The organism is Nostoc sp. (assembly GCF_036918245.1).
In the GTDB taxonomy this organism is placed as follows: Bacteria; Cyanobacteriota; Cyanobacteriia; order Cyanobacteriales; family Nostocaceae; genus Nostoc.
In genome coordinates, this window is the sequence record NZ_JBALEF010000056.1 from 1 (window position 1) to 21416 (window position 21416).

The 21416-nt window shown below is 41.6% G+C and carries 20 protein-coding genes; 9 read left to right on the forward strand and 11 right to left on the reverse strand.

Features of this window, described 5'->3' with window-relative positions:
- Positions 1-357 precede the first annotated feature (357 nt).
- From dhaL to V7L12_RS15090, 3 genes are all read right to left on the reverse strand, one after another.
- Positions 358-993 (reverse strand): dihydroxyacetone kinase subunit DhaL, encoded by a 636-nt coding sequence (gene dhaL / locus V7L12_RS15080; RefSeq protein WP_335085253.1) that lies wholly within the window; start codon positions 991-993, stop codon positions 358-360.
- Positions 994-1018: 25 nt separating this feature from the next.
- Positions 1019-2095, reverse strand: coding sequence for a dihydroxyacetone kinase subunit DhaK (gene dhaK, locus V7L12_RS15085; protein ID WP_335085255.1), 1077 nt, complete (start codon positions 2093-2095; stop codon positions 1019-1021).
- A 359-nt stretch (positions 2096-2454) separates the two neighbouring features.
- A complete protein-coding gene (locus V7L12_RS15090; RefSeq protein ID WP_335085257.1) occupies positions 2455-3330 on the reverse strand; it encodes an MBL fold metallo-hydrolase in 876 nt (291 codons plus the stop codon).
- A 190-nt stretch (positions 3331-3520) separates the two neighbouring features.
- On the opposite strand from V7L12_RS15090, the gene V7L12_RS15095 reads away from it, so the two are divergent.
- Positions 3521-5008 (forward strand): protein kinase domain-containing protein, encoded by a 1488-nt coding sequence (locus V7L12_RS15095; RefSeq protein ID WP_335085259.1) that lies wholly within the window; start codon positions 3521-3523, stop codon positions 5006-5008.
- A 15-nt stretch (positions 5009-5023) separates the two neighbouring features.
- Here the strand turns inward: V7L12_RS15095 and V7L12_RS15100 are convergent, their stop codons facing one another.
- Positions 5024-5290, reverse strand: coding sequence for a type II toxin-antitoxin system HicB family antitoxin (locus V7L12_RS15100; RefSeq protein ID WP_335085261.1), 267 nt, complete (start codon positions 5288-5290; stop codon positions 5024-5026).
- On the opposite strand from V7L12_RS15100, the gene V7L12_RS15105 reads away from it, so the two are divergent.
- Both V7L12_RS15105 and V7L12_RS15110 read left to right on the forward strand, forming a co-directional pair.
- Positions 5258-5392: a GUN4 domain-containing protein gene (locus V7L12_RS15105; RefSeq protein ID WP_335085263.1), complete on the forward strand. Its 135-nt coding sequence runs from the start codon at positions 5258-5260 to the stop codon at positions 5390-5392. The two genes, V7L12_RS15100 and V7L12_RS15105, sit on opposite strands and share 33 nt — an antisense overlap.
- Positions 5355-5528, forward strand: coding sequence for a GUN4 domain-containing protein (locus V7L12_RS15110; protein WP_335085265.1), 174 nt, complete (start codon positions 5355-5357; stop codon positions 5526-5528). The genes V7L12_RS15105 and V7L12_RS15110 overlap by 38 nt, the downstream gene beginning before the upstream one ends.
- A 68-nt stretch (positions 5529-5596) precedes the next feature.
- On the opposite strand, the gene V7L12_RS15115 is transcribed toward V7L12_RS15110, so the two are convergent.
- Both V7L12_RS15115 and V7L12_RS15120 read right to left on the reverse strand, forming a co-directional pair.
- Positions 5597-6550 (reverse strand): heme o synthase, encoded by a 954-nt coding sequence (locus V7L12_RS15115; RefSeq protein WP_335085268.1) that lies wholly within the window; start codon positions 6548-6550, stop codon positions 5597-5599.
- Positions 6551-6935: 385 nt separating this feature from the next.
- Complete coding sequence (locus V7L12_RS15120) at positions 6936-7856, reverse strand: COX15/CtaA family protein (RefSeq protein WP_335085270.1); 921 nt, start codon at positions 7854-7856, stop codon at positions 6936-6938.
- Between the two features lie 391 nt (positions 7857-8247).
- On the opposite strand from V7L12_RS15120, the gene V7L12_RS15125 reads away from it, so the two are divergent.
- From V7L12_RS15125 to V7L12_RS15145, 5 genes are all read left to right on the forward strand, one after another.
- The gene (locus tag V7L12_RS15125; protein WP_335085272.1) at positions 8248-9336 is read left to right on the forward strand and encodes a cytochrome c oxidase subunit II; all 1089 of its coding nucleotides are present in this window, start codon (positions 8248-8250) and stop codon (positions 9334-9336) included.
- A 54-nt stretch (positions 9337-9390) separates the two neighbouring features.
- Positions 9391-11127 (forward strand): cytochrome c oxidase subunit I, encoded by a 1737-nt coding sequence (gene ctaD, locus V7L12_RS15130; protein ID WP_335085274.1) that lies wholly within the window; start codon positions 9391-9393, stop codon positions 11125-11127.
- Between the two features lie 155 nt (positions 11128-11282).
- The gene (locus V7L12_RS15135; RefSeq protein ID WP_335085698.1) at positions 11283-11909 is read left to right on the forward strand and encodes a cytochrome c oxidase subunit 3; all 627 of its coding nucleotides are present in this window, start codon (positions 11283-11285) and stop codon (positions 11907-11909) included.
- Between the two features lie 1249 nt (positions 11910-13158).
- On the forward strand, positions 13159-14367 hold the full coding sequence (locus V7L12_RS15140; RefSeq protein ID WP_335085276.1) for a serine/threonine-protein kinase: 1209 nt from the start codon (positions 13159-13161) through the stop codon (positions 14365-14367).
- Positions 14368-14571: 204 nt separating this feature from the next.
- Complete coding sequence (locus tag V7L12_RS15145; protein WP_335085278.1) at positions 14572-15663, forward strand: PstS family phosphate ABC transporter substrate-binding protein; 1092 nt, start codon at positions 14572-14574, stop codon at positions 15661-15663.
- A 134-nt stretch (positions 15664-15797) separates the two neighbouring features.
- Here the strand turns inward: V7L12_RS15145 and V7L12_RS15150 are convergent, their stop codons facing one another.
- From V7L12_RS15150 to V7L12_RS15170, 5 genes are all read right to left on the reverse strand, one after another.
- Positions 15798-16133, reverse strand: coding sequence for a XisI protein (locus tag V7L12_RS15150; protein ID WP_335085280.1), 336 nt, complete (start codon positions 16131-16133; stop codon positions 15798-15800).
- Positions 16134-16299: 166 nt separating this feature from the next.
- Complete coding sequence (locus V7L12_RS15155) at positions 16300-16674, reverse strand: XisH family protein (protein WP_335085282.1); 375 nt, start codon at positions 16672-16674, stop codon at positions 16300-16302.
- Between the two features lie 91 nt (positions 16675-16765).
- Complete coding sequence (locus tag V7L12_RS15160) at positions 16766-18595, reverse strand: tetratricopeptide repeat protein (protein WP_335085284.1); 1830 nt, start codon at positions 18593-18595, stop codon at positions 16766-16768.
- Complete coding sequence (locus V7L12_RS15165; RefSeq protein ID WP_335085286.1) at positions 18585-19877, reverse strand: ATP-binding protein; 1293 nt, start codon at positions 19875-19877, stop codon at positions 18585-18587. Before V7L12_RS15165 ends, V7L12_RS15160 begins: the two co-directional genes overlap by 11 nt.
- Positions 19878-20656: 779 nt before the next feature.
- Positions 20657-20845, reverse strand: coding sequence for a hypothetical protein (locus tag V7L12_RS15170; protein ID WP_335085288.1), 189 nt, complete (start codon positions 20843-20845; stop codon positions 20657-20659).
- A gap of 172 nt (positions 20846-21017) precedes the next feature.
- Here V7L12_RS15170 and V7L12_RS15175 point away from each other — a divergent pair, with 172 nt between their 5' ends.
- A complete protein-coding gene (locus V7L12_RS15175) occupies positions 21018-21386 on the forward strand; it encodes a hypothetical protein (RefSeq protein WP_335085290.1) in 369 nt (122 codons plus the stop codon).
- The last annotated feature ends 30 nt before the right edge of the window (positions 21387-21416 follow it).

Sequence of the window (21416 nt, forward strand, 5' to 3'; positions counted from 1 at the left end):
GAATCCGCAAAAAACTCGATCAGTTTGATTGTTTACGAGATGCGATTGAGGATGTCTTGCGTTTGGTGTCCTAACCGCCTTGGCGGTTGCTATAACTATTGAAACTTCAGTAGCTTTGAGTTGGAATAATTTCAAGCTTCAAAATTTGCTTCAACTTTTGAATCTCAAATAGGCGTAAAAATAGAGAAATAGTTTTTATTTTTCTTTTAATAATAGCCACAATGGTGCAATACGCCTGTGCGATCAAAGCTATCAATTTGCGTTAATAGTTAGGCTTACAGTCTTTTCCCACTTTAAGCAATTGGCGTGTGGGGTGCAATGACTGTGGGAATCATAACTAATTAGCCGGACTTGGTATTACTTAGAACTTTCCAACACCGCTAACAAACTCTTCAACATCAAATAAGCAGAAGTCCCTCCTGGATCTGGATGTCCGATACTCCGTTCTCCCAGGTAGCTAGCCCGTCCCTTTTTCGCCTGCATCGGTATAGTTTCTTGCAACCCTTTTTGGGCTGCTGCTACGGCCTGTTGCATAGCTTCCAGCGTTCCCTTACTTTCTCCTACAGCTTGTCCAAAAGCGTTTATAGCTGGAGAAAGCACATCCACCATCGTTTTGTCTCCTAGTTGCGCTTTGCCACGTTGCACCACGCCGTCTAAGCCTGCTTGGAGTAGCCCTAACACATCTTGTTCTGTTAATTCTTGCTTACCAACTACTGCTATAGTGGCTCGTAAAAACCAGGTGCCATAAAGAGGCCCACTAGCACCGCCAATAGAAGAAATTAAGGTCATACTCACAGCTTTAAGAATGCTGCTGATGTCCTTATCTGTAAGAGTTGGTAACTGAGCGCTTACCTTTTTGAAGCCGCGATCCATATTGATCCCGTGGTCAGCATCTCCGATCGCAGCATCTAATTCTGTCAAATATGCTTTATTCTGCTCTATCTCGGTTGCATAAGCCTGCAACCATTGTAATATCTCCGTCTGACTAACCATATCAACATAATTCGTAATTCGTAAATTATGAAATTCCCCAGCGCCAACTCGGCGTTTTTACTGGTGCATCCCATAGCCGGATCATCTCATCATCTAATTTCAGCAAGGTAATAGAGCAACCTTGCATTTCCAGAGATGTGATATAAGGGCCTATCAAGTTTCGCACAATTTGCAATTCTTGCTGTTCGCAGATTTGGGCGAGTTTGCGATAAACAATATACAGCTCAGAAATCGGGGTTCCACCCATACTATTGACGAAAGCTAATAAGCAATCGCCTTTGGCAAATGGTAGACTTGTTAGCTCTACATCTACCCATTCTTCTTTGTCTTCATCCCACTCGCGCAGTGTGCGGCTGTATGTTGCATCCTCAATGAGCGATCGCGTCAAAATTTCGGTGATTTCATCTACTGCTTTGATGGCTGTACGTTCTATTCCTGGCTCACCGTGGATACCGATACCTAATTCGATTTCGCGATCGCTCAATTCAAATGTCGGCGTTCCATTAGCGGGGACTGTACAAGATGTTAGAGCAATTCCCATACTCCGCCCATTCAAATTTACTCGGCGACATAAATTTGCTATTTGTGGCAAATCATACCCTGCCTCAGCCGCCGCGCCACAAATTTTTTCCGCCAGTATTGTTGTTCCCACACCCCGCCGTCCTTGGGTATAGAGACTATCTTTCACTGCTACATCGTCATCAATCAAAATATTTAGCGATCGAATACCCTCACCACGGGCTAACTCGGTTGCCATTTCAAAGTTCATGACATCGCCACTGTAATTTTTGACGATATAAAGGATACCAGAGCCTCCATCTACTTGCTTGGCTGCTTCTAGCATTTGGTCAGGAGTCGGTGAAGTGAAAACCTCACCAGGACAAGCTGCATCAAGCATTCCTTTGCCCACGAAGCCAGCGTGCATTGGTTCATGTCCACTGCCACCACCTGAAATAATTGCTACTTTTCCCGGAATAGGTGCATTGGCTCGATAGACAAAGGCAGGATCGTAGTTCAGTTTAATTAAATCGGAATGAGCCGCCGCCATACCTTCTAGACTTTCCAGCACAAAATCTTCCGGCTTGTTGATCAGCTTTTTCATAATCCGTGTTTGGTTAAAAGGGTGCTAAAACCCAGGTTATAGCGATCGCTGGTTTGTATGCAATACAGTCTGACCTCTCTCCTTAAAGGCTACCGTGTACATACAAGTCTTTTAGAGTGGCTCCACGACTTTTAATCCCCCCAACCCCCTCTTGAAAAGCAAAGCTGTTTCATTCCCTTAAAGGCTCAAAAAAGACTTGTGTTGTGAAGGAAAAGACTTGTGTTATGAACGAAAGTACTTGTGTGTACACCGTAGCCCTAAAGGAGAGAGACTTTGAATTTTTCCCCTTCCCGTGTCGGGAAGGGGGTTAGGTTTTTCGTGGGTTTTGCCATATAACCGAATAATTATGAATTATTTGGTCAATTCAAAGATTCCATCAACTCAATACACTTGTGCATCTGCTGATGCATGGTTTCCCTATCAGCATGAAACCTTCGTCCATGACCTGGTAGTACCCACTCAAAAGAGTAATTAGCCAAGTTCCGCATTGATTTAGTCTGTTCTGACCAAGAATACCAGCAGAAATCGCGGAATGCAGTTAGTTGGTGCAAGCTTTCTGACCAAGCGAGATGGTCGCCAGTGAACAGAAACTTATTTTTGTAGAGTAAAACAGTTTGTCCTTTGGTGTGACCGGGAACTGGGATAATTAATAAATCTGGAGTCAAAGTAAATGGTTCTGAACCAGTTAGCTGTATTTCTACATTGCGAGTATCCGCAGTAATATCATCAGTGTGGAGGATGCGATCGCACTGAAAATGCTCGGCAAACTTTTGATGATCTGCCACATCATCCTTATGAGTTAGGTACATATAACGAATTGGCCCCAGTTCTTCTAAACGCTTGACTAAAGGCGGCGTAAACCGGGGAGAATCCACCAAAATGTTACCTTCTGGAAGTCGAATTAAATAGCTAGCAGCACCGTAAGATTTTTCAGAATGATAGCCGCAGTGGTAAACATTTTCCGCTACTAATATTGGAAACTTTTCTTGAGCAACTTTGATATCTTTTGGTTTCTCAACAGTGCCAATAGAACTAGTAGGACAAGCTAAAAGTGCTTCAAGCGCTGCTAATCTTTCCGCATCATTGCTTGGTTGATGATAAACAGCCGATTGATCATCAACATCATAAAATACTTCAGGAGCCATCCAGCGACAGGTATCACAATCAATACAGGTAGTATCTACATAAAAATCGCCGTTGACATTTTGGGGACGACGCTGATTTAAATGAGCCATATTAATCCTTTTGCTTCCAGGCGCTTGCTGGGGAGCGATAAACCTTATATCACTACGCTAGCAAAACTAACTTGAGACTGTAGCCGCCACTAGAAGTAAATCCGCTCAAAAATATCAAGACTGGTAAAACCCAGTAAGCAGAAATTGGGAAAACTGAACATAGACACTATCTGCTGATATATTCCCAAATATGCTTTACTGTTCTAATTCCAGTTGTTCAAATCCCTTTAACCCTGATGACAATAAGTTTTGCATTAAGTGTGGACAAACACTCACACCATTATTCAGAAACCGTTTCCGGGTAATACGACTTTTGGGTGAGGGTGGATTTAGCAGAACTTATGAAGCTAGGGATGCAGATAAGATAGACGAACCTTGCGTAATTAAGCAATTTGTCCCTCAATTAGAAGGAACGGCTGCACTTGAGAAAGCTACAGAGTTATTTAAGCAAGAGGCGAAGCGTCTGTATGACTTGGGAGAACACCCGCAAATTCCCCACCTGATTGCTTATTTTGAACAGGATAAGCGGCTTTATTTGGTACAAGAGTTGATTCAGGGGCAGAATTTATTACAAGAATTGCAGCAGCAGGGAGCCTTTAGCGAAGAAAAGATAAAACAGCTTTTAACTGATTTATTGCCTATCTTGAGGTTTATCCATGAACGCGGTGTAATTCACCGAGATATCAAGCCAGAAAATATCATGCGTCGTCTGGATGGCAAGTTAATATTAATTGATTTTGGTGTTTCTAAACAAATTACAAAAACTTTTGTAGGTCTTGGCACAACAGTAGGAACGCCTGGATATACACCATTAGAGCAAATGCGTGGTCAAGTTTTCCCTGCAAGTGACCTTTATAGTTTGGGTGTAACTTGTATTCGGCTATTAACCCAAGTTTTACCAAAAGCAGATGGTTCTGATGAACTTTATGATGCGTTCAGGGGTTGCTGGATTTGGAGAAAATATTTATCACAAGGTAGAAGTATTACTCCTGAATTTGGGCAAGTTTTAGATAAGTTAATTCAGGATTATGTGAAGGAACGCTATCAATCTGTTGATAAAGTAATACAAGCTCTTAATGCTGTCAGTTTTCCATTTTCTAAATCAAGATATGGAAAATATATAAAAACTACTACAGCTAGTCAACCAAACTATCAAAGTTCGACCGTTCATAATCTAAATGCGGCGGTAACAGCAAATTTTCCTAGACTTAATGAGCTACTAGCTTCTGGCAGATGGCAAGATGCTAATGAAGAAACTTTTGATATCATGCTTAAAATAGCTGATAGAGAAAAACAAGGTTCTCTTTATTTAGAAGATATAGAAAAATTTTCTTGTGAAGACCTTTTTGGTATTAACTACCTTTGGAATAAATATAGCAACGGACACTTCGGTTTCAATGTACAAAAACAAATCTGGCAAAATATGGGGGGAAGCAAGGAGCCAGATTGGGAAGCTTGGTGTAGTTTTGGCTCGGAAGTAGGATGGTTGCGTTTTAAAATGGGAAGACAGAAATTATTGTTTTTTATAGATTTATTTGAAGAAATGTCTCCTGTATGGTTTGATGACCTGATCTTCTCTATAAAAGCTCCAAAAGGTCATTTACCATGTTTTAGAATTACTGGGATGACATTAGTAGTGAGTTTGATTTTACTACGCTGCAAAGAATGTGGACTTTAAAATATAGTATTTAGACTAAATGTTAAATAAAAATTTTAAGTTTTGTATTTTTTTGGTGAAATTCAGGTCAACACCATCAAGTATCGGTAGAGTATGACCTAAACGCAATCCTAAAATAATCCATCCTTCAAGAGTATCTTGCAAATCTTCCCGGCAAGCTTCTAATGTTGCAGCGTTTGCCCACACTCCTTGACATTCTGGAATTTCGCCATAGAAAGTTCCATCCTCAAGCAACTCGTAGGTTGCTTTGTGCATTGCTGTACGAATGTAATTTGTCAACATTGCCAAGATATCAGCAAGATTAATGAACTTTGGCTAAAGTATAGCAACGGGCGTTTTGGCTTTAGTGTCCAAAGACAATATTTGGTTAAAATTAGGCTGTGATTGGATTAAAGTAGGCGATCGCATCGGTTGGCGTCTAAACAATCGCTGGAAAGAATATTCTGAACTACTATTTAGTATAAATTCCCCTACCTATCGGTACATTACGGAGTATCTTTCAAGGGGCGAAAATTCCTGAATCTGAATGGAAATGTTGATATGCGATCGCGCCCCTTTACCAAACGCGATCGCTAAATTTTCCATCCCCTATCCAATAAAATGCAGATGATTAATCACTGCACTAATTAGATTATGGGTAACGGGAAGACTATCAACCACCATCCCCAGACACAACAGCATCATATAGGAGATGGAAAAGAGAAACAACTCTTTAGCTACAGCGCGATCCTCTGGATTTTGCAACAAACGCCAAGATTTGTGGATAAATAATCCTCCCAGAATTACAGCGATCGCAGCATAAAGAATTCCACTCGCGCCCAAAGGATAAACCAATAACAGGGTTGCAACTACAGTGATCAGCGTATAATACCAAATCTGCTTCACAGTTGCCGTATCACCTTCAATCACAGGTAGCATTGGTATCCCCACCTTTGCGTAATCATCCCGAATCATCAGAGCTAAGGCCCAGAAATGGGGTGGTGTCCACAAAAAGACGATGGCAAAAATTAACCATGCTGACCAGCTTAAAGTGCCTGTGACAGCAGCCCAACCCACTAACGCCGGAATTGCCCCAGCAGCCCCACCAATGACAATATTCTGGGTGGTGTGGCGTTTTAGCCAGTGGGTATAAACCAAAATATAAAAGACGATGCCAGAGGAAGCTAGCAGGGCGGCTAACAGATTGGCAAATACTGCTAGGAGTGTAAAGGAAATCGTCGCCAGTGCGATCGCAAAAATTAGAGCGTCGCGTGGCTGCACCTTACCCGAAGGTATCGGACGATGGCGCGTCCGCTCCATGTCATAATCAATATCCCGGTCATACACACAGTTAATCGTCTGGGCGCTTGCAGCAGCCAAAGTGCCACCAGTGAGAGTTACTAGCAACAGCAATGGATCTACTTCTCCCTTAGCAGCAATCCACATACTCCCAGCCGTGGTAATCAAAAGCAACGGAATAATCCGAGGCTTTGTTAGCTGGTAATAACTTTGAACTACCTGGAAAAATGTTTCGTGGTGGCGAGAGACATTAGTCTCAATCATTTTGGCTCTGGTTCCTTATTTTTCAAAAACTTACAGCAGAATTCAGAATTCAGAATTCAGGAGCGGAGCCGGAGACGCTCCGCCTCCGGTCAGAATGGGCTGCGCCCCGCTGCGCTAATAGAAGTAAAACAGGCTTTATACCTGGCTTTGAGACTTAGCTTGTGTACTTCACTTCCCTTGAAATCCGCTGTATATGCAGCCCCCGCTCAAGCTGGCTCTTTCAGGCAAATAAAAACACAGACGCATCATCAGTGCTGAGTTAAGAGTAGAGACGCGATTAATCGCGTCTGTACAAGAGTTAGGAATTAGGAATACTTCCCCTGCTCCCTCATCTTCTTCATCTCCTCCACTTTCTACTCAGCACTGGCTCAACCCTAGCTATCCGCTAACGTGACTCAGCACTCACTGAGTCACGTAGTGATAAAACTGTGAAAGCCACCAAAGTACCTAGCAAAGTAGCTCCTATAGCTTGATGAGAGACTGTGAGAGGCTCGACTTGGAGATGTAATTTGAAAGTGGCGACTCCCAACAAGATTTGTAAGATTAACAACGCACCAGCCATATTTGCCAGTCGCCGCAAGGCTGGATGTAGTGCTGGTGTCCGCCAACAGATAAATACCATTGCCAAGGTTGCCACTGTTGGCGGCACCAAACCAGCAATATGGCTGTACATTACAGTACAAAGTTGAGAACCGCCGAGGCATTGGTGTAGCGCCCAGCGAGAGCCTACCAAAGCACCTAGCAGACTTTGCAGGTAAACTAGAACAGCAGCAGTTAAACCGACCCAAGGCAACTTACCAACAGTTCCATTCCCCTGATAGGGCATGAGTGCTGTGCCAATAATCAGGAGGGTGCTAAAAAACAACAGCGCCGTTCCTAAATGGGCGGTAACGATATCAAACCGCAACAGTTCGGTAACGGTGAGTCCCCCCAAGATACCTTGGAAGACGATTAGAAATAGGGCGAATGTAGATGCCCAAGGCAGCCAAGAGGGTAAGGAACGACGACGCCACCAGGATAAACCGAAAAGTGCGATCGCGCTTAAACCAATTAAAGCCGCATCCAATCTGTGAAACCACTCCAAAAACACTTGGAGATTCATTTGCTTGGCTGGCACGAGTTCGCCATAGCATAAGGGCCAGTCTGGGCAAGCAAGCCCAGCATTCATGACGCGGGTGGCACTGCCTATGGCCATCAAAATTAAGGTGGCTATGCACATTTTCCACACCAAGCGCCGAATCATTTCCTTGGGCTTTTGCTGCTGAAGCGCCGCTTCATTTTGTTGTTGTAGGACAAATTCGCTCATGAACGATACCTTCTGCCCGCTCTTGGTGGATCTCTTAAAATTTTCAATTTTCTTTTAGTGTCCCATCTCCACCCTAGCGTATAGGCTATGGGTTTATAGATTAGCACTCACTTATACTTTGAATCACTCCAGCAAAGTTTTGCCTGAAGCTTTAGGTATTTTTCAAGATGTGAGAAATTGATTAATCACAATATAAATTTTTCCTTAAATTTTTTCACTGATTTGCATCTATTTTTGGCGTTGTATGGTAGTAAACTCATACTCAAAATTACTAAAATAGCCAAAAAAATTAATAAAAATTTCAGACCTTTGTCCCCGATGTCTGACAGCCTAGACTACCTTAGTAAGTGAGTAGCTTCGAGCTAACATAGTAAATTCAATTAAGTAAGCCGTGAAGATTCCAACTTCCATCTGGACATTACTCATTGGCATCGTGCTAACGCTAGCCAGCTTTTGGTACGGTCAAAATCACGGTCTGTTGCCAGCAGCCGCCACTGATGAAGCCGTCTTGGTGGATGGTCTGTTCAACGCGATGATGATCGTTTCTACAGGCATATTTCTGCTCGTCGAAGGTATTTTAATTTACTCTGCATTTAGATATCGTCAGCGTGCAGGTGACAATAAAGACGGCCTACCAGTTGAGGGCAATGTACCTCTAGAAATTCTCTGGACAGCGATCCCAGCAATTATCGTTATCGGTATTTCTGTTTACAGCTTTGATGTCTACAACGAAATCGGTGGCTTTGATCCCCATGCTATCCATGAAGCACCGATGAATCAGGAGTCGATGAAAATGCCAGGTCATGGGAGTGCGATCGCCGCAACTTTAAGCGATACTCCTCCCAGCACTGAACCCAACCTCAATCAAGAAAAATCTGATCAGGCAATGGAAGATCCAGCTACGGCAGAAGTCCGCAATGCTGACCAAATTCCCCAACTGCGGAATGCCCCAGGTGTAGGTATTGTAGCTCCGACAATTGGGGGCACTCCTGATAAAGCAGGTAAACCAGCTGAATTACAAGTCAACGTCACTGGTCTACAATATGCCTGGATTTTCACCTATCCTGAAACTGGTATAACTACAGGTGAAATGCACGTCCCCATCGGGCGAGAAGTGCAAATCAGTATGACCGCCAACGATGTCATTCATGCCTTCTGGGTGCCAGAGTTCCGCCTGAAACAAGATGCGATTCCTGGTAGGCAAAGCGAGATTCGCTTCACCCCCAAAAAAGCAGGAGATTATACCCTGATCTGTGCTGAACTTTGTGGCCCCTACCACGGTGCAATGAGAGCGCCAGTAGTTGTTGAGCCACAAGAAGCCTTTGACAAATGGGTGCAAGAACAGCTAGTTGCCAGTAAAGAAACACTAAATCAAGCCATTGCTGTTAACCCTGCGGATCTATCCCCAAATGAATTTCTCGCTCCTTACACCAAGGATATGGGAATTAAACCAGAAATCCTCCATCAAGTTCACCATTAATTAATAGTCCATCTTAAAAGTGCAATAACTCAGCACTCAGCACTCAGCACTCTTATGACACAAGCTCAGTTGCAAGAAACTGCCAATATCCCCGCCCTTAGTGAGGAGCCAGGGATCAGAAAATGGCAAGACTACTTTGGCTTCAACACCGACCATAAGGTGATTGGGATTCAATACCTAGTCACTACGTTCATTTTCTACTGCATTGGTGGCGTGATGGCTGACTTGGTTCGTACAGAACTGCGAACACCAGAAGTCGATTTTGTCACCCCTGAAGTCTACAACAGCTTATTTACGCTGCACGCCACGATCATGATTTTCTTGTGGATTGTGCCAGCTGGTGCGGGTTTTGCTAACTTCCTCATTCCCTTGATGATTGGGGCAAAGGATATGGCATTTCCGCGCTTGAATGCTGTTGCCTTTTGGATGATTCCCCCTGCGGGTTTACTGTTGATCACCAGTTTAGTGGTAGGCGATGCACCGGATGCGGGTTGGACTTCCTACCCTCCCCTGAGCTTGGTAACAGGTCAAGTAGGTGAGGGAATTTGGATTATGAGTGTCCTGCTACTGGGTACGTCATCGATTTTAGGGGCAATCAATTTCCTCGTCACATTGCTCAAGATGCGTATCCCTGGTATGGGGGTTCACCAAATGCCCTTGTTTTGCTGGGCGATGTTTGCTACCTCGGCACTGACTTTGGTATCTACACCAGTGTTAGCAGCAGGTCTAATTCTGCTTTCCTTTGACTTAATTGCCGGGACAACATTTTTTAACCCAACTGGCGGTGGCGACCCAGTGGTATACCAGCACATGTTCTGGTTTTACTCCCACCCAGCGGTTTACATCATGATTTTGCCCTTCTTTGGCGCAATTTCAGAAATTATCCCCGTCCATTCCCGCAAGCCGATTTTTGGCTATAAAGCGATCGCTTATTCGTCTCTTGCGATTAGCTTTTTGGGGCTAATTGTTTGGGCACACCACATGTTTACCAGCGGTATCCCCGGTTGGTTGCGGATGTTCTTTATGATCACCACGATGATCATTGCCGTACCCACGGGAATTAAAATTTTCAGTTGGTTAGCAACCATGTGGGGTGGAAAAATCCGGCTTAACAGTGCCATGCTGTTTGCAATGGGCTTTGTCGGTACCTTTGTAATTGGTGGGATCAGTGGCGTGATGTTGGCAGCAGTGCCCTTTGATATTCACGTTCACGACACCTATTTTGTAGTTGCACACTTGCACTATGTCCTATTTGGTGGTAGTGTTCTCGGCATTTATGCGGCGATTTACCACTGGTTCCCGAAAATGACGGGACGGATGCTGAACGAATTTTGGGGTAAGGTTCACTTTGCTTTAACAATAGTGGGTCTAAATATGACCTTCTTACCAATGCACAAGCTGGGATTAATGGGCATGAACCGCCGTATCGCCCAGTATGACCCCAAATTTACCTTTCTCAACGAAATCTGCACCTATGGCGCTTACATACTAGCAGTTTCGACATTCCCCTTCATCATCAATGCGATTTGGAGTTGGTTGTACGGCGAGAAAGCTGCCAATAATCCTTGGAGGGCACTTACCTTAGAGTGGATGACGACCTCACCGCCAGCGATCGAGAATTTTGATCAAACCCCAGTACTGGCTACAGGCCCCTACGACTACGGTTTGGAAAATGCTAATGAAGGTGTACCTTTATCCGATCCCAATCCCATCTTATCTGGTGGGCCAAACTCAGTATTAAGAGCAGAACCCGACCCAGCGGTTGCCGCCAATCCCGAAGACCGGAAATAAATAGGGTACTGGGGAATGGGGACTAGGGATTGGTTAATTAATTCTCTTCCCAATGCCCCATGCCCCATGCCCAATGACGGCAGTTGCTCCACTTGGGGAAACCCCAAGTGGAGCAACTGCCTCCCCCATGCCCCATTCTCCACTTATCAAAATTCATGCAAAGTCAAATTATTGACCCAGCTAAAACCGAACTGAATCATCACCACGCGGCGAAAGCGTCCGTCGGTCATCATGAAGAACATCCAGACCATCGCCTGTTTGGGCTAATTGTCTTCCTGATTGCTGAAGGGATGATTTTTATGGGACTGTTCGGAGCCTACTTGGCTTTCCGTGCTACCTTACCTGTGTGGCCGCCAGCAGGTACCCCAGAATTAGAACTATTGCTACCTGGAGTTAACACCATCAATCTAATTTCTAGTAGTTTTGTCATGCACAATGCCGACACTGCTATTAAAAAGAACGATACACGGGGTGCGCGAATCTGGTTAGCAATTACCGCTGCAATGGGTGCTATTTTCTTGATAGGTCAAGTATATGAATATACCCATTTAGAATTTGGTTTAACTACCAATTTATTTGCCAGTGCATTTTACGTTTTGACTGGTTTCCACGGATTGCACGTTACTATAGGCGTTTTGGCAATTGTTGCTGTGTTGTGGCGATCGCGCGTTCCGGGTCACTACAGTAACGAAAAGCACTTTGGTATTGAAGCCGCCGAAATATACTGGCACTTCGTTGACGTGATTTGGATTATTTTGTTCGGATTACTTTATCTACTGTGAGTATTAATTAACTAGTTGTTCAATCCACGCGGACAACTTAATAAGCCCCCACTAGGGGGCTTTTTTAATTAACAGAATAAAAACTATCAGTGAAAAAAATTGTAGAGACGTAGCAGTGCTACGTCTCTACAAGGGTTATGGATAACGCATATTTATCATTTACCTAAAAAAGTTAAATAAAATGTATATCAAAACAAGCATAGACTATTCCCACTATTACTTTTGCTAGATGCAACTGAGTTATTACACGTGATATATATGCGAGTAAAGTAAAAGGTGGGAAAAGTCGGAAAAGTAGGATATTTTGGAGAAAGCATTGAATAACCAGTTAATATACTGTAAATTGATATTCTAAGGACTGAGTAAACCAATAAATAAAGAAAGTTCGCAAATTTATGCGAATTTAATTTCAGGAAATAGCAGTCCTAATATTTTTTCTAGTCAAGAAAGTGGAAACTTGAAGTTCTTCGAGAGATTGCAAGCATTGTAAGTAATTCGCCATTTTGCTTTCTCATTTAAGTAGCTCATACCAATTCAAAAAATGTTTACGACAGATAACCCAACCCGCGCTGACGCGCACCTTCCCCTTGCTAAGGGTAGGTAGGGATGGATTCTTTTTTAACAATTGGTATCACATATTAATTGTGGTATTTAGTGAAAGTGAATACGCATTACAGATTTGCCAGAATTAGGAGTAGATCGAGATCATAAAATGTGTGAGTGATTGAAAAGTTACACCTAATTTACCTCAAAAACCATCACTCGATATTTACCTCAAAAACTTACGCGATCTTTTTTAGTTTTTTCGTCGAACTCACATTGATCTGACAACGCGATCGCAGTTAGTAATGACTAAAATCTGGTAACAAAATTGTGGCGAACACTGTAAGGGTATTTGTGCCTTTAAATTTCACTGTTCAAGTTGTTGCCAGTAATCAGACTTCACAGTCAAAAGAAATAAACATCCTGACTCATAAATATTATCCTCTGCCCACAGTTTAAATACTGTGGACTAGTGTTAAATTTACTTAAGTGATAAGATTACAGAAGTAGTTCAGAAATTAATTTTGTATTAAGATACTTATAAGGGTATTAAACAAAGCAATCAAGCAATTAAGCACCAAACTCATCCAAAGCACAGGTTGCCCGATCGGCTGACTGACTCAAATACCAGCAAATCTATCAGCAGGGATTCATAACCTCACCCAAGCTCTGAATGGTCAGTAAATTAAGAAGTAGTATACGCCACATGAGCCAGAACCCTCTAGTCAGAAAAACACTCCGGAGTCGCTTTGAGACTGTCAAAGTGATGGGAAGCGGAGAATCTGATAATACTTACTTGTTAGGGGGTGCTATACGTAACAGACATAGATATTCTCTCAACAGAAAAACACTTCGGAATCGCTTTGAGATTATTAAACACTTAGGAAGTGGAGGTTCTGGTGATACCTACTTGGCCATTGATTTGGATTTACCAGGACAACCCCATTGTGTCGTCAAACATTTCCACCCAAAAGATTCCAATCCTGCTGTTCTACCCATTGCTAAAAAGCTATTCGATCGGGAAGCGGAAGTTTTATACCAGCTAGGCAACGACCACGATCAAATTCCAAGACTGTTTGCCCATTTTGATGAAGATGGAGATTTTTATTTAGTCCAGGAATTTATTGACGGTCATGCCTTGACTCAAGAAATTGTACCCGGTCACTGTCTTAACGAGAATACAGTCTTAAATTTATTAAAAGACATCCTCGAAGTGCTAGCTTTCGTCCACGAACACGATATTATTCACCGAGATATTAAGCCTCAAAACTTAATGCGGCGGTACTCCGATCAAAAGATTGTGCTAATTGATTTTGGGAGTATTAAGAAAATTGGTGCTTTGGGAGCAGGCTTAACAATTGCTGTTGGGACTCCTGGCTATATGCCAAGCGAACAGGCTAAGGGAAAGCCAAAACTTTGCAGCGATATCTATGCAGTAGGGATGATTGGCATTCAAGCTTTGACAGGTTTAATACCTGAGCAACTACCAGAAGATCCCAATACTGGAGAAGTTATCTGGCGCGATCGCGCCCAGGTAAGTGATGCTCTGGCAAATATTTTAGATACAATGGTTCGCGATCGCTACAACCAGCGTTATCAATCTGCTACAGAAGCTTTGCAAGCCCTTAATTCCGATGTAACGTCACAGCCCTCACAATCTGCTGGCATCGACCACAAGGCTGATGAGAGCTATTTGCTAACTTATAAAAACTTTATTTTGCTGCTGGGCATAGGTCTTGGTGCTACTACTAGCTTGATAGTAATAGTTTTAATCTATACATTTATTAATACGGGGACATCACTTCCAAACCAACCTACTCCACTAAAGAGTTTTCTAGAAAAATTTGTTGAGTTCCCATTAACTAATATGAATAGTCTAGTAGCTAAATCAGCACCTAACAAAAGAATCAGTTAAAGCAATTGCACCATTGCAAAAACTACCAAATAGCAAATTTAATTTCACTACATTAGAAAAGGTTAATCATTTAGCAGCAATCATAAAACTGCTTATTAACTAGCTATTAGAGATTTAGTTTGAATTTAAATATTTAAAAATTACTGTAGGATAAATACTTAGATATTCCTGTAAGATAAATACAATGAAACAATATTTAAAGATATGGACAATACAAATCAAAGAAAAGCTTTAATTAACAGCGAAATCGCCCTCTTTCTTAGAGGTTTGATTATTGGTAAAGTTCTAACACTTATGGTTATTGGCGGATTACTTTGGTGGTTATTGAAGCCAAATTTATTGTCCCGCAACAGTGTTAACTCTTCCTCGGCTCAAAATATCAACAGCGTCTCTAATAATAATGTATCTAATAATGCATCCAATTTTCAGACAGTTGCTGATGTTCCCACTGCCTCATTCAATTACGGAGGTAGTACAGCTTGGGCATCTATCCGGCAATTAGTAGATTCTCAGATCCAGAGCGATCGCCCGGAACTACAATTACGCTACGTAAACCCTGTTAATGGTAGCCCTGGTTCTAGCTCCGGCATTCGGATGTTGCTTGATGGGAAACTAGACTTTGCTCAGTCCTCCCGTCCCCTCACAGATAAAGAACAAGCTACGGCAAAAGAGCGAGGCTTCACCCTTGAGCAACGTCAGGTGGGTATGGATGGGATAGCAGTGGTAGTCAATCCATTACTCAGTGTATCGGGTTTAACTGTTGACCAATTGCAGCAAATTTATTTGGGGAAAATTACTAATTGGAATCAAGTCGGTGGGCCAAATCTACCCATCACAGCTTTTTCCCAACGACCAGAGGACGCAGATACAGTAATATTCCCTAGTAACAGCGACTTAAAGGGACAAGCATTTGGCTCGAATGTGCAGTATGTCTACTCTACTACAGAGGCGCTGCGCCAACTCAGTAAAACCCCTGGTGGTGTGTATTACGCTTCTGCCCGTTCAGTAGTCTTTCAATGTAGCGTGAAGGCTTTGCGATTGGGTCGGACTTCTAGTCAGCTAATTCCCCCCTATCAGGAGCCGATGGTATCACCTGAACAGTGTCCACGTCGGCGCAACCAGCTAAATACTCAGGCGATCAAAAATGGCAGCTATCCGATGATTGCTAATTTGTTTGTGATTATTAAGCAGAACAAAGGTCCAGAACAGCAGATTGGAAATGCTTATGCCAATCTTTTATTAACTGACCAAGGGCAAAAGGCAATTGAGCAAGCTGGTTTTGTTGGAGTTCACTAGTAGATTTGGAAGACAATTGAGCAAGCTTCCTACCGATCCCCAACTTGTTTAAGAAGTCGGGGATTTGGAGCGATCGCTTTTCTATCCATTTACTACTTGTTCAATATTCATGTATTCATCACTTGAGTTGAAGTTCACTCGACAGCATAACAGGTAAACTGGCGCTTAAAAGGAGAATGGAACCCAATAACAATATGAGAAGGGGGTACACCTAACTCAACTAATCGTTCCGCAACAGACTCTTCCATACCGTTATACTGTATCCATATTTTCCCATCTTGAATATCAAAATGCATAACCGGGCCAAACACCCGCTTATCTCCTTGCCAGCCAACGTAAGCTAGTTGATAATGGTCGTTTTCGTTGTCTAAAATTAATTGTGATTTGACAGTATCGGTATTAGACGTGATTTGTTGATGTTCGCTCAGAATTTGTTTGATAAATTGTCGATAGCGTTCTATTTTATCCATAGCCGAATTTCCTCACGTTTTGGATCGTAAATTATAGCGGTTCTCGCTTGGGTGCAGTACAGTTTTGACCTCTCTCCTAAAAGGAGAGAAGCTTTGAATCTTACTCCCCAACGCTAGAAGGGAAGGGGCTGGGGGTTAGGTCTGTATTCCATGCAATTGGGAACAGCTATATTAACTTAACTTGGTAATGATGAAGGGTGCGTTGGACAAAAGAAAGTTGGAAAAAGTCTTGATATGTTTCGATCGGAACGGCTAAATAAAGCACTCTGTCTGCTTCTTTCTCTTCAATAGCTTGGCAGTAATTCAAATATTGTCCGAGTGCAGTATGAAATTCACTGATATCTGAATCTGCAATAAAACTCTTAATTTCAACAGCTATTTTTTCTGTATTCCGTTCTGCGGCAATGGCATTTTCAGCTGCTAAGTCTATTTGTAGTTTAATCGCTTCACTAACACGAATTGTAAAAGGGTCGTGAGTAATTATCCACCCATCTTTGATTAATGCTTTTTTTACCTGTTGATGGAAAACATCTTTAGCCATTTTGCTATCTCTAGATTAGAGTCTCAAAATGAAAATATTCCATTTTTATGATATTTTAGCGTTTAGCTTAACCCAAAATTAGATTTTTGCTCTATGCATTGCGTTCCCCGAAGGGGTTGTCGTTCGCGCAGCGTGTCGTAGACAAGACATCGCACTCTCCATTATTCTGCATTGCTGCGGCAAGCTTCTCTAGATTTTGACGAATAGTGACACTACGGTGATGATTTACACCCCAGACTCGTTCGCAAATATTTAAAGCTTGCAAATAAAGCGGTTCTGCTTCAGCGTAACGTCCAGTTTCACGATAAATTTCTGCCAGATTATTTAGACTTTCGGCAACATTGGGATGATTTTCTCCCAATAGGTGCTTATCAAGTTCTAAAGCTCTTATACATAAGGGTTCCGCTTCATTGTAACGCCCCTGCTCCCTGTACATATAACCCAAAGCATAGATCGTATCTGCTAAAAGCGGATGCGCTTTTTGTAATACACGCTGCTTAAGTTCCAATGATTCCAAAAACAAAGACTCCGCTTCACTGTAACGTCCTTGAGCGCGGTATATTAAACCTAAATTGTGCAAATCTGTTGCAACATCAGGATTCTCTTCTCCCAAAAATTGCTTATCTAGTTCTATTGCTTGTTGCGATAACGGTTCAGCTTCACTGTAACGTCCTTGATGATAATAAAGTAGCGCTAAATTATTTAGTATGAGAGCCAAAGAAAGATGATTTTCGCCAACCAGACGTTTTTCGAGTTCTAATGATTGCAGATACAGAGGTTCTGCGTCGTCATAACGTCCTTGTTCATCATATAGTAGTGCCAAATTGTTCAGACTGACGGCTACATCAGCATGGTTTTCTCCCCACAGTCCTTTTCTCAGTTCCAAAGCTTGTTGATATAGGAGTTCTGCTTTATTATATTGTCCAGTTGATTTGTAAAGTCCTGCCAAATTATTCAGGCTAGTAGCAAAAGAAGGATGGTTTTCTCCTAGCAGACGTTTCCTCAGTTCTAAAGCTTGTTTATATAAGGGTTCAGCTTCGCTGTAGTGTCCTGTTGCACGATATATTCCTGCTAAATTGTTGAGGCTATTAGCTAAGTCTATCTGCAAACCTAATTCATTTTGTAGCTCACTCGCTTGACGCCAATATTTAATTGCTAATTCCTGTTCTTCTTGATAATTTTGAGATTCACCCCGATCTAATCTGCTGTGGTAAATATCGCCCAATCTTGAGTATAAAGTAGCCAAGGTGGGGTCTTTAGTTCCCCGTTCTTGTTCTACCTTCTCAATTAACCTTTGTAAATCTTGAATGGGTAAGAAAAAGGGGTTGTTTTCATTAGTATCTGTGCTAGCTAATTCTGTATCTCGAAAAACAAAGCGGATATTTTCTAATTCTTTACCAGGAATAGCATTTGTCTTTTGAGATTCAAACCTGAATACACCGTTGCGCCAACTCCAAAAATCAGGAGCTTTTTTAATTAGGTTGACTAAAATTTGGTTAGTTACCCAAAGCACGATCGCAAATGGAAATTCGCGCAATCCTTCCCTTGTCCACTGTAAGTAACCAAAAAATTTCTCCTGTTCCGATTGCTCATTTCCCAATCTGAGAAAATAAAGTTGTTCAGCACCCGTCGCAGTGATTACCGCCTGGTTCTGCTGACGGAGATATTCTTCTTGTTGTACCAGTTGGTTAAGAGCAGCTTTGAGGCTTGGTTCCTGACGTGCTAAAGTTACTCGATATGCACGAAAGGCGGGTTGTAGTTCAGCTTCATATTCAGCAATAATCTGATCACGAAAGCTAGCATCATCACAAACTGCAATCAGTAAATTTAAGCCCCGCTTTTGAGCTTCAATAGAAACAATTAAATCATCATAGGCATCTTGATTTTCTCCTTGATCATCTAAGGATTCTTCATTTAACATTAATGGCTCCCTGTCTTTTTAAGCTTTCGATAATAATTGGATGAACATCATACCAAGTTTCATCAGTGCGATATTCTAGAACATACAGCCCATGTAACAAATCTAAAAACTCTGCTTGTTTAGGGTCATTGGGCATAAATTGTTCATACACACTCTGCAAAATATCGATATCAACCTTTCCTAAACGGATGGAAAAATCATTGCGAATTTTATTGATTGCTTGCAGAAGAATTTTATCATCAATAATAACTTTGGCTGAAGGATTTCGCCGGATCGTTCGCAAACATATACGGCAACATTCCTTAGAAATCCGAATTAACTCTCGCAATACGCCACCACTGTAAATTACGATTTTTTCAGCCGTTTCTGCCGTAATTAATTCACTGGGAATCCGTTTTTGTAAAACTTCTCCGAGAATCTTTGTTGCTTCCGGGCGAGGTTCAGCGTTAGAAAAGCGATTTTTACCTTTATCAAATATTTTTAAGACAGGCATTGCCACAACTTGATCGTTGGTTTCAGTGGCAATTATTGTGCTAATAAATGTTTCTCGAAGGACTGCGATCGGGATAGTGTAAATAATTTGAAAGTTAGGTTGGCAGAGAGCTTTAATGTTATCTCGATAAATTTCGTTAACTCTGCCTAAGTCAAGTTTATCTAAATCATCAATAATTACTAAAACGTTTTGTTTAGTTGCAGCTTGAATTAGAGCAGCAATTTCATTAATTCTGGCAACTAAATCTGATAACTTGCGTTCAAATTCTTGCTTAATTTCATCCCGAACGCTAGCATCAGCCTTTAATTTAGAGCTAATCAATTTTAAAAGGTCAAAACCGATACTAGCTTCTGCTTGTAAATTTAATTCTTCAGTGCGAGTGCGGGTAGCAAACCACTTATAAAGAGCTTCTTTAGTAGATTGCGGAATATCAACTTTGCGTGCTTCTGCCTCTGTCATTAAATTAACTGCGATCGCAAACAGTATATTAATATGATTAACAGCCGACATTTCAATTTTGTCAGCAATAGAAAAGAGAACTACAAAATATTTATCTTGAATTTGTCGGCTAAATTCAGCTAACAAAGTAGACTTACCACATCCTCGATGTCCTGTAAAGACAATTTTGCCATCTCCATTAGGACTATCTTCTACTAATTGGTTCAGGTCTGCAATCAAATCATCACCATATTCGACTCGAAATCTTTCCATTTCGTTCCGTTCCATCAACGGAAACAGTTCGAGATTGCTGTATGCTTCTTGAAAGGAGTTTAATAAGTCTTGAGACATTGGATAGTGCTGTAAACGTGCTAACTATTCATATAATGGCTCATGATTTTTGAAGCACAAGTTTAGGTAATGTCTAGGATAGAGTATACCTACATAACTTCTCAAATTCCGTTAATAAATAACTACTAAGTGAGTGGTATGTTATGTCTTAAAAAGAGATGCCCTAATCCCCAAATTTCAACCTATCAATAAGTAACAGAGGTCAATAATCAATAAGACTGAATGATAGATTATACATTCGATAAGTTAAACTGAATGATAGATTATACAGATAACATCGTGAAAGCTACTTAACACATAAATAAAATAAAATTTTCAGTTATAAAAATAAATTTTTAGTGTGCTTCGTCTCATCCCCCTCTAGCCGATGCGATGGTAGCTGTTGTTACTATTGGTTTACTAGGCGGATATTTCACTTTTGTAAATATATTTAGTACCGCAAGGCGCAAGTCATGCATTCAAAAGTCAAAAGTCAAAAAGCTTAGAAGACAGGCTTTTGAACGATTTGAAATAGTTGCTTTATTTACGCCGTGCTGTTATTACCCCACCCTAACCCTCCCCTTGTCAAGGGGAGGGAACTGGATTTCTTGTTTCCCCCCTTGACAAGGGGGGATTAAGGGGGGTAATTCGACTTGTGTGTACACCGTAGCCCCGAAAGGTCGAGAGGTTTTGATTCTTGCTCCCCTTCCCTTGCAGGGAAGGGGCTGGGGGTTAGGTTTGAAAGTTTGAACAACTTTCATCAAACTAGCTTTTGCGACTTTTAAACTAGCTTTTGCGACTTATAAACCAGCTTTTGTGACTTCAAAACCTGCTTTTGCGACTTCTAAACCAGCTTTTGCAACTTCAAAACCAGCTTTTGTGACTTCTAAACCAACTTTTGTGACTTCTAAACCAGCTTTTGCGACTTGTAAACTAGCTTTTGCGACTTCAAAACCAGCTTTTGCGACTTCAAAACCAGCTTTTCTCAACGAATTTCAGCAAATATACCCGCATCAGTTGCCTAATGCCATCCAATGCTCTTAAAATTCTGTAACTTCACTGTGGCTGATGCATCTGCTTATTGCGTATTTTTATGATATATAAATAACTCAGTGTGCAAAATTAGGGTTATTTATAAATTAATCCAAACAGGAAAACTATATGAAGCAACGCAAACGGAACTCCATGCCACTGAGTAAAGCTGAACGACGGATTGAAGGAATGCAGACAATTAACCCTAAGTTAGACTTTAGTAATGGGTTTTCAATTGCTACTTACAACACTAAAGTTATTGAGTTACGAGAAAAGCTAGCCGCTTATAATCAAGCACAAACAATAGTAGATAAGACACACAATGCATTAATAGAAGCAGAACGTGAGTTGAATACTTATTCTGAGCAGATGCTGCTGAATGTTGCATCTTGCTATGGCAAAAATAGTGATGAGTATGAAATGGCTGGTGGAACACGCAGGTCAGACCGCAAGAAACCACGTCCAGTAGTAAACCAAACAGTGACATCTGTGAATTGATTGTTTGGACTTGCTGCTTTTTTAGATAAG

Coding starts and splice junctions, on each gene's coding strand:
- dhaL (WP_335085253.1), bottom strand. CDS start 993: ATGGTTAGTCAGACGGAGATATTACAATGGTTGCAGGCTTATGCAACC.
- dhaK (WP_335085255.1), bottom strand. CDS start 2,095: ATGAAAAAGCTGATCAACAAGCCGGAAGATTTTGTGCTGGAAAGTCTA.
- V7L12_RS15090 (WP_335085257.1), bottom strand. CDS start 3,330: ATGGCTCATTTAAATCAGCGTCGTCCCCAAAATGTCAACGGCGATTTT.
- V7L12_RS15095 (WP_335085259.1), top strand. CDS start 3,521: ATGCTTTACTGTTCTAATTCCAGTTGTTCAAATCCCTTTAACCCTGAT.
- V7L12_RS15100 (WP_335085261.1), bottom strand. CDS start 5,290: ATGTTGACAAATTACATTCGTACAGCAATGCACAAAGCAACCTACGAG.
- V7L12_RS15115 (WP_335085268.1), bottom strand. CDS start 6,550: ATGATTGAGACTAATGTCTCTCGCCACCACGAAACATTTTTCCAGGTA.
- V7L12_RS15120 (WP_335085270.1), bottom strand. CDS start 7,856: ATGAGCGAATTTGTCCTACAACAACAAAATGAAGCGGCGCTTCAGCAG.
- ctaD (WP_335085274.1), top strand. CDS start 9,391: ATGACACAAGCTCAGTTGCAAGAAACTGCCAATATCCCCGCCCTTAGT.
- V7L12_RS15135 (WP_335085698.1), top strand. CDS start 11,283: ATGCAAAGTCAAATTATTGACCCAGCTAAAACCGAACTGAATCATCAC.
- V7L12_RS15140 (WP_335085276.1), top strand. CDS start 13,159: ATGAGCCAGAACCCTCTAGTCAGAAAAACACTCCGGAGTCGCTTTGAG.
- V7L12_RS15145 (WP_335085278.1), top strand. CDS start 14,572: ATGGACAATACAAATCAAAGAAAAGCTTTAATTAACAGCGAAATCGCC.
- V7L12_RS15150 (WP_335085280.1), bottom strand. CDS start 16,133: ATGGATAAAATAGAACGCTATCGACAATTTATCAAACAAATTCTGAGC.
- V7L12_RS15155 (WP_335085282.1), bottom strand. CDS start 16,674: ATGGCTAAAGATGTTTTCCATCAACAGGTAAAAAAAGCATTAATCAAA.
- V7L12_RS15160 (WP_335085284.1), bottom strand. CDS start 18,595: ATGTTAAATGAAGAATCCTTAGATGATCAAGGAGAAAATCAAGATGCC.
- V7L12_RS15165 (WP_335085286.1), bottom strand. CDS start 19,877: ATGTCTCAAGACTTATTAAACTCCTTTCAAGAAGCATACAGCAATCTC.
- V7L12_RS15175 (WP_335085290.1), top strand. CDS start 21,018: ATGAAGCAACGCAAACGGAACTCCATGCCACTGAGTAAAGCTGAACGA.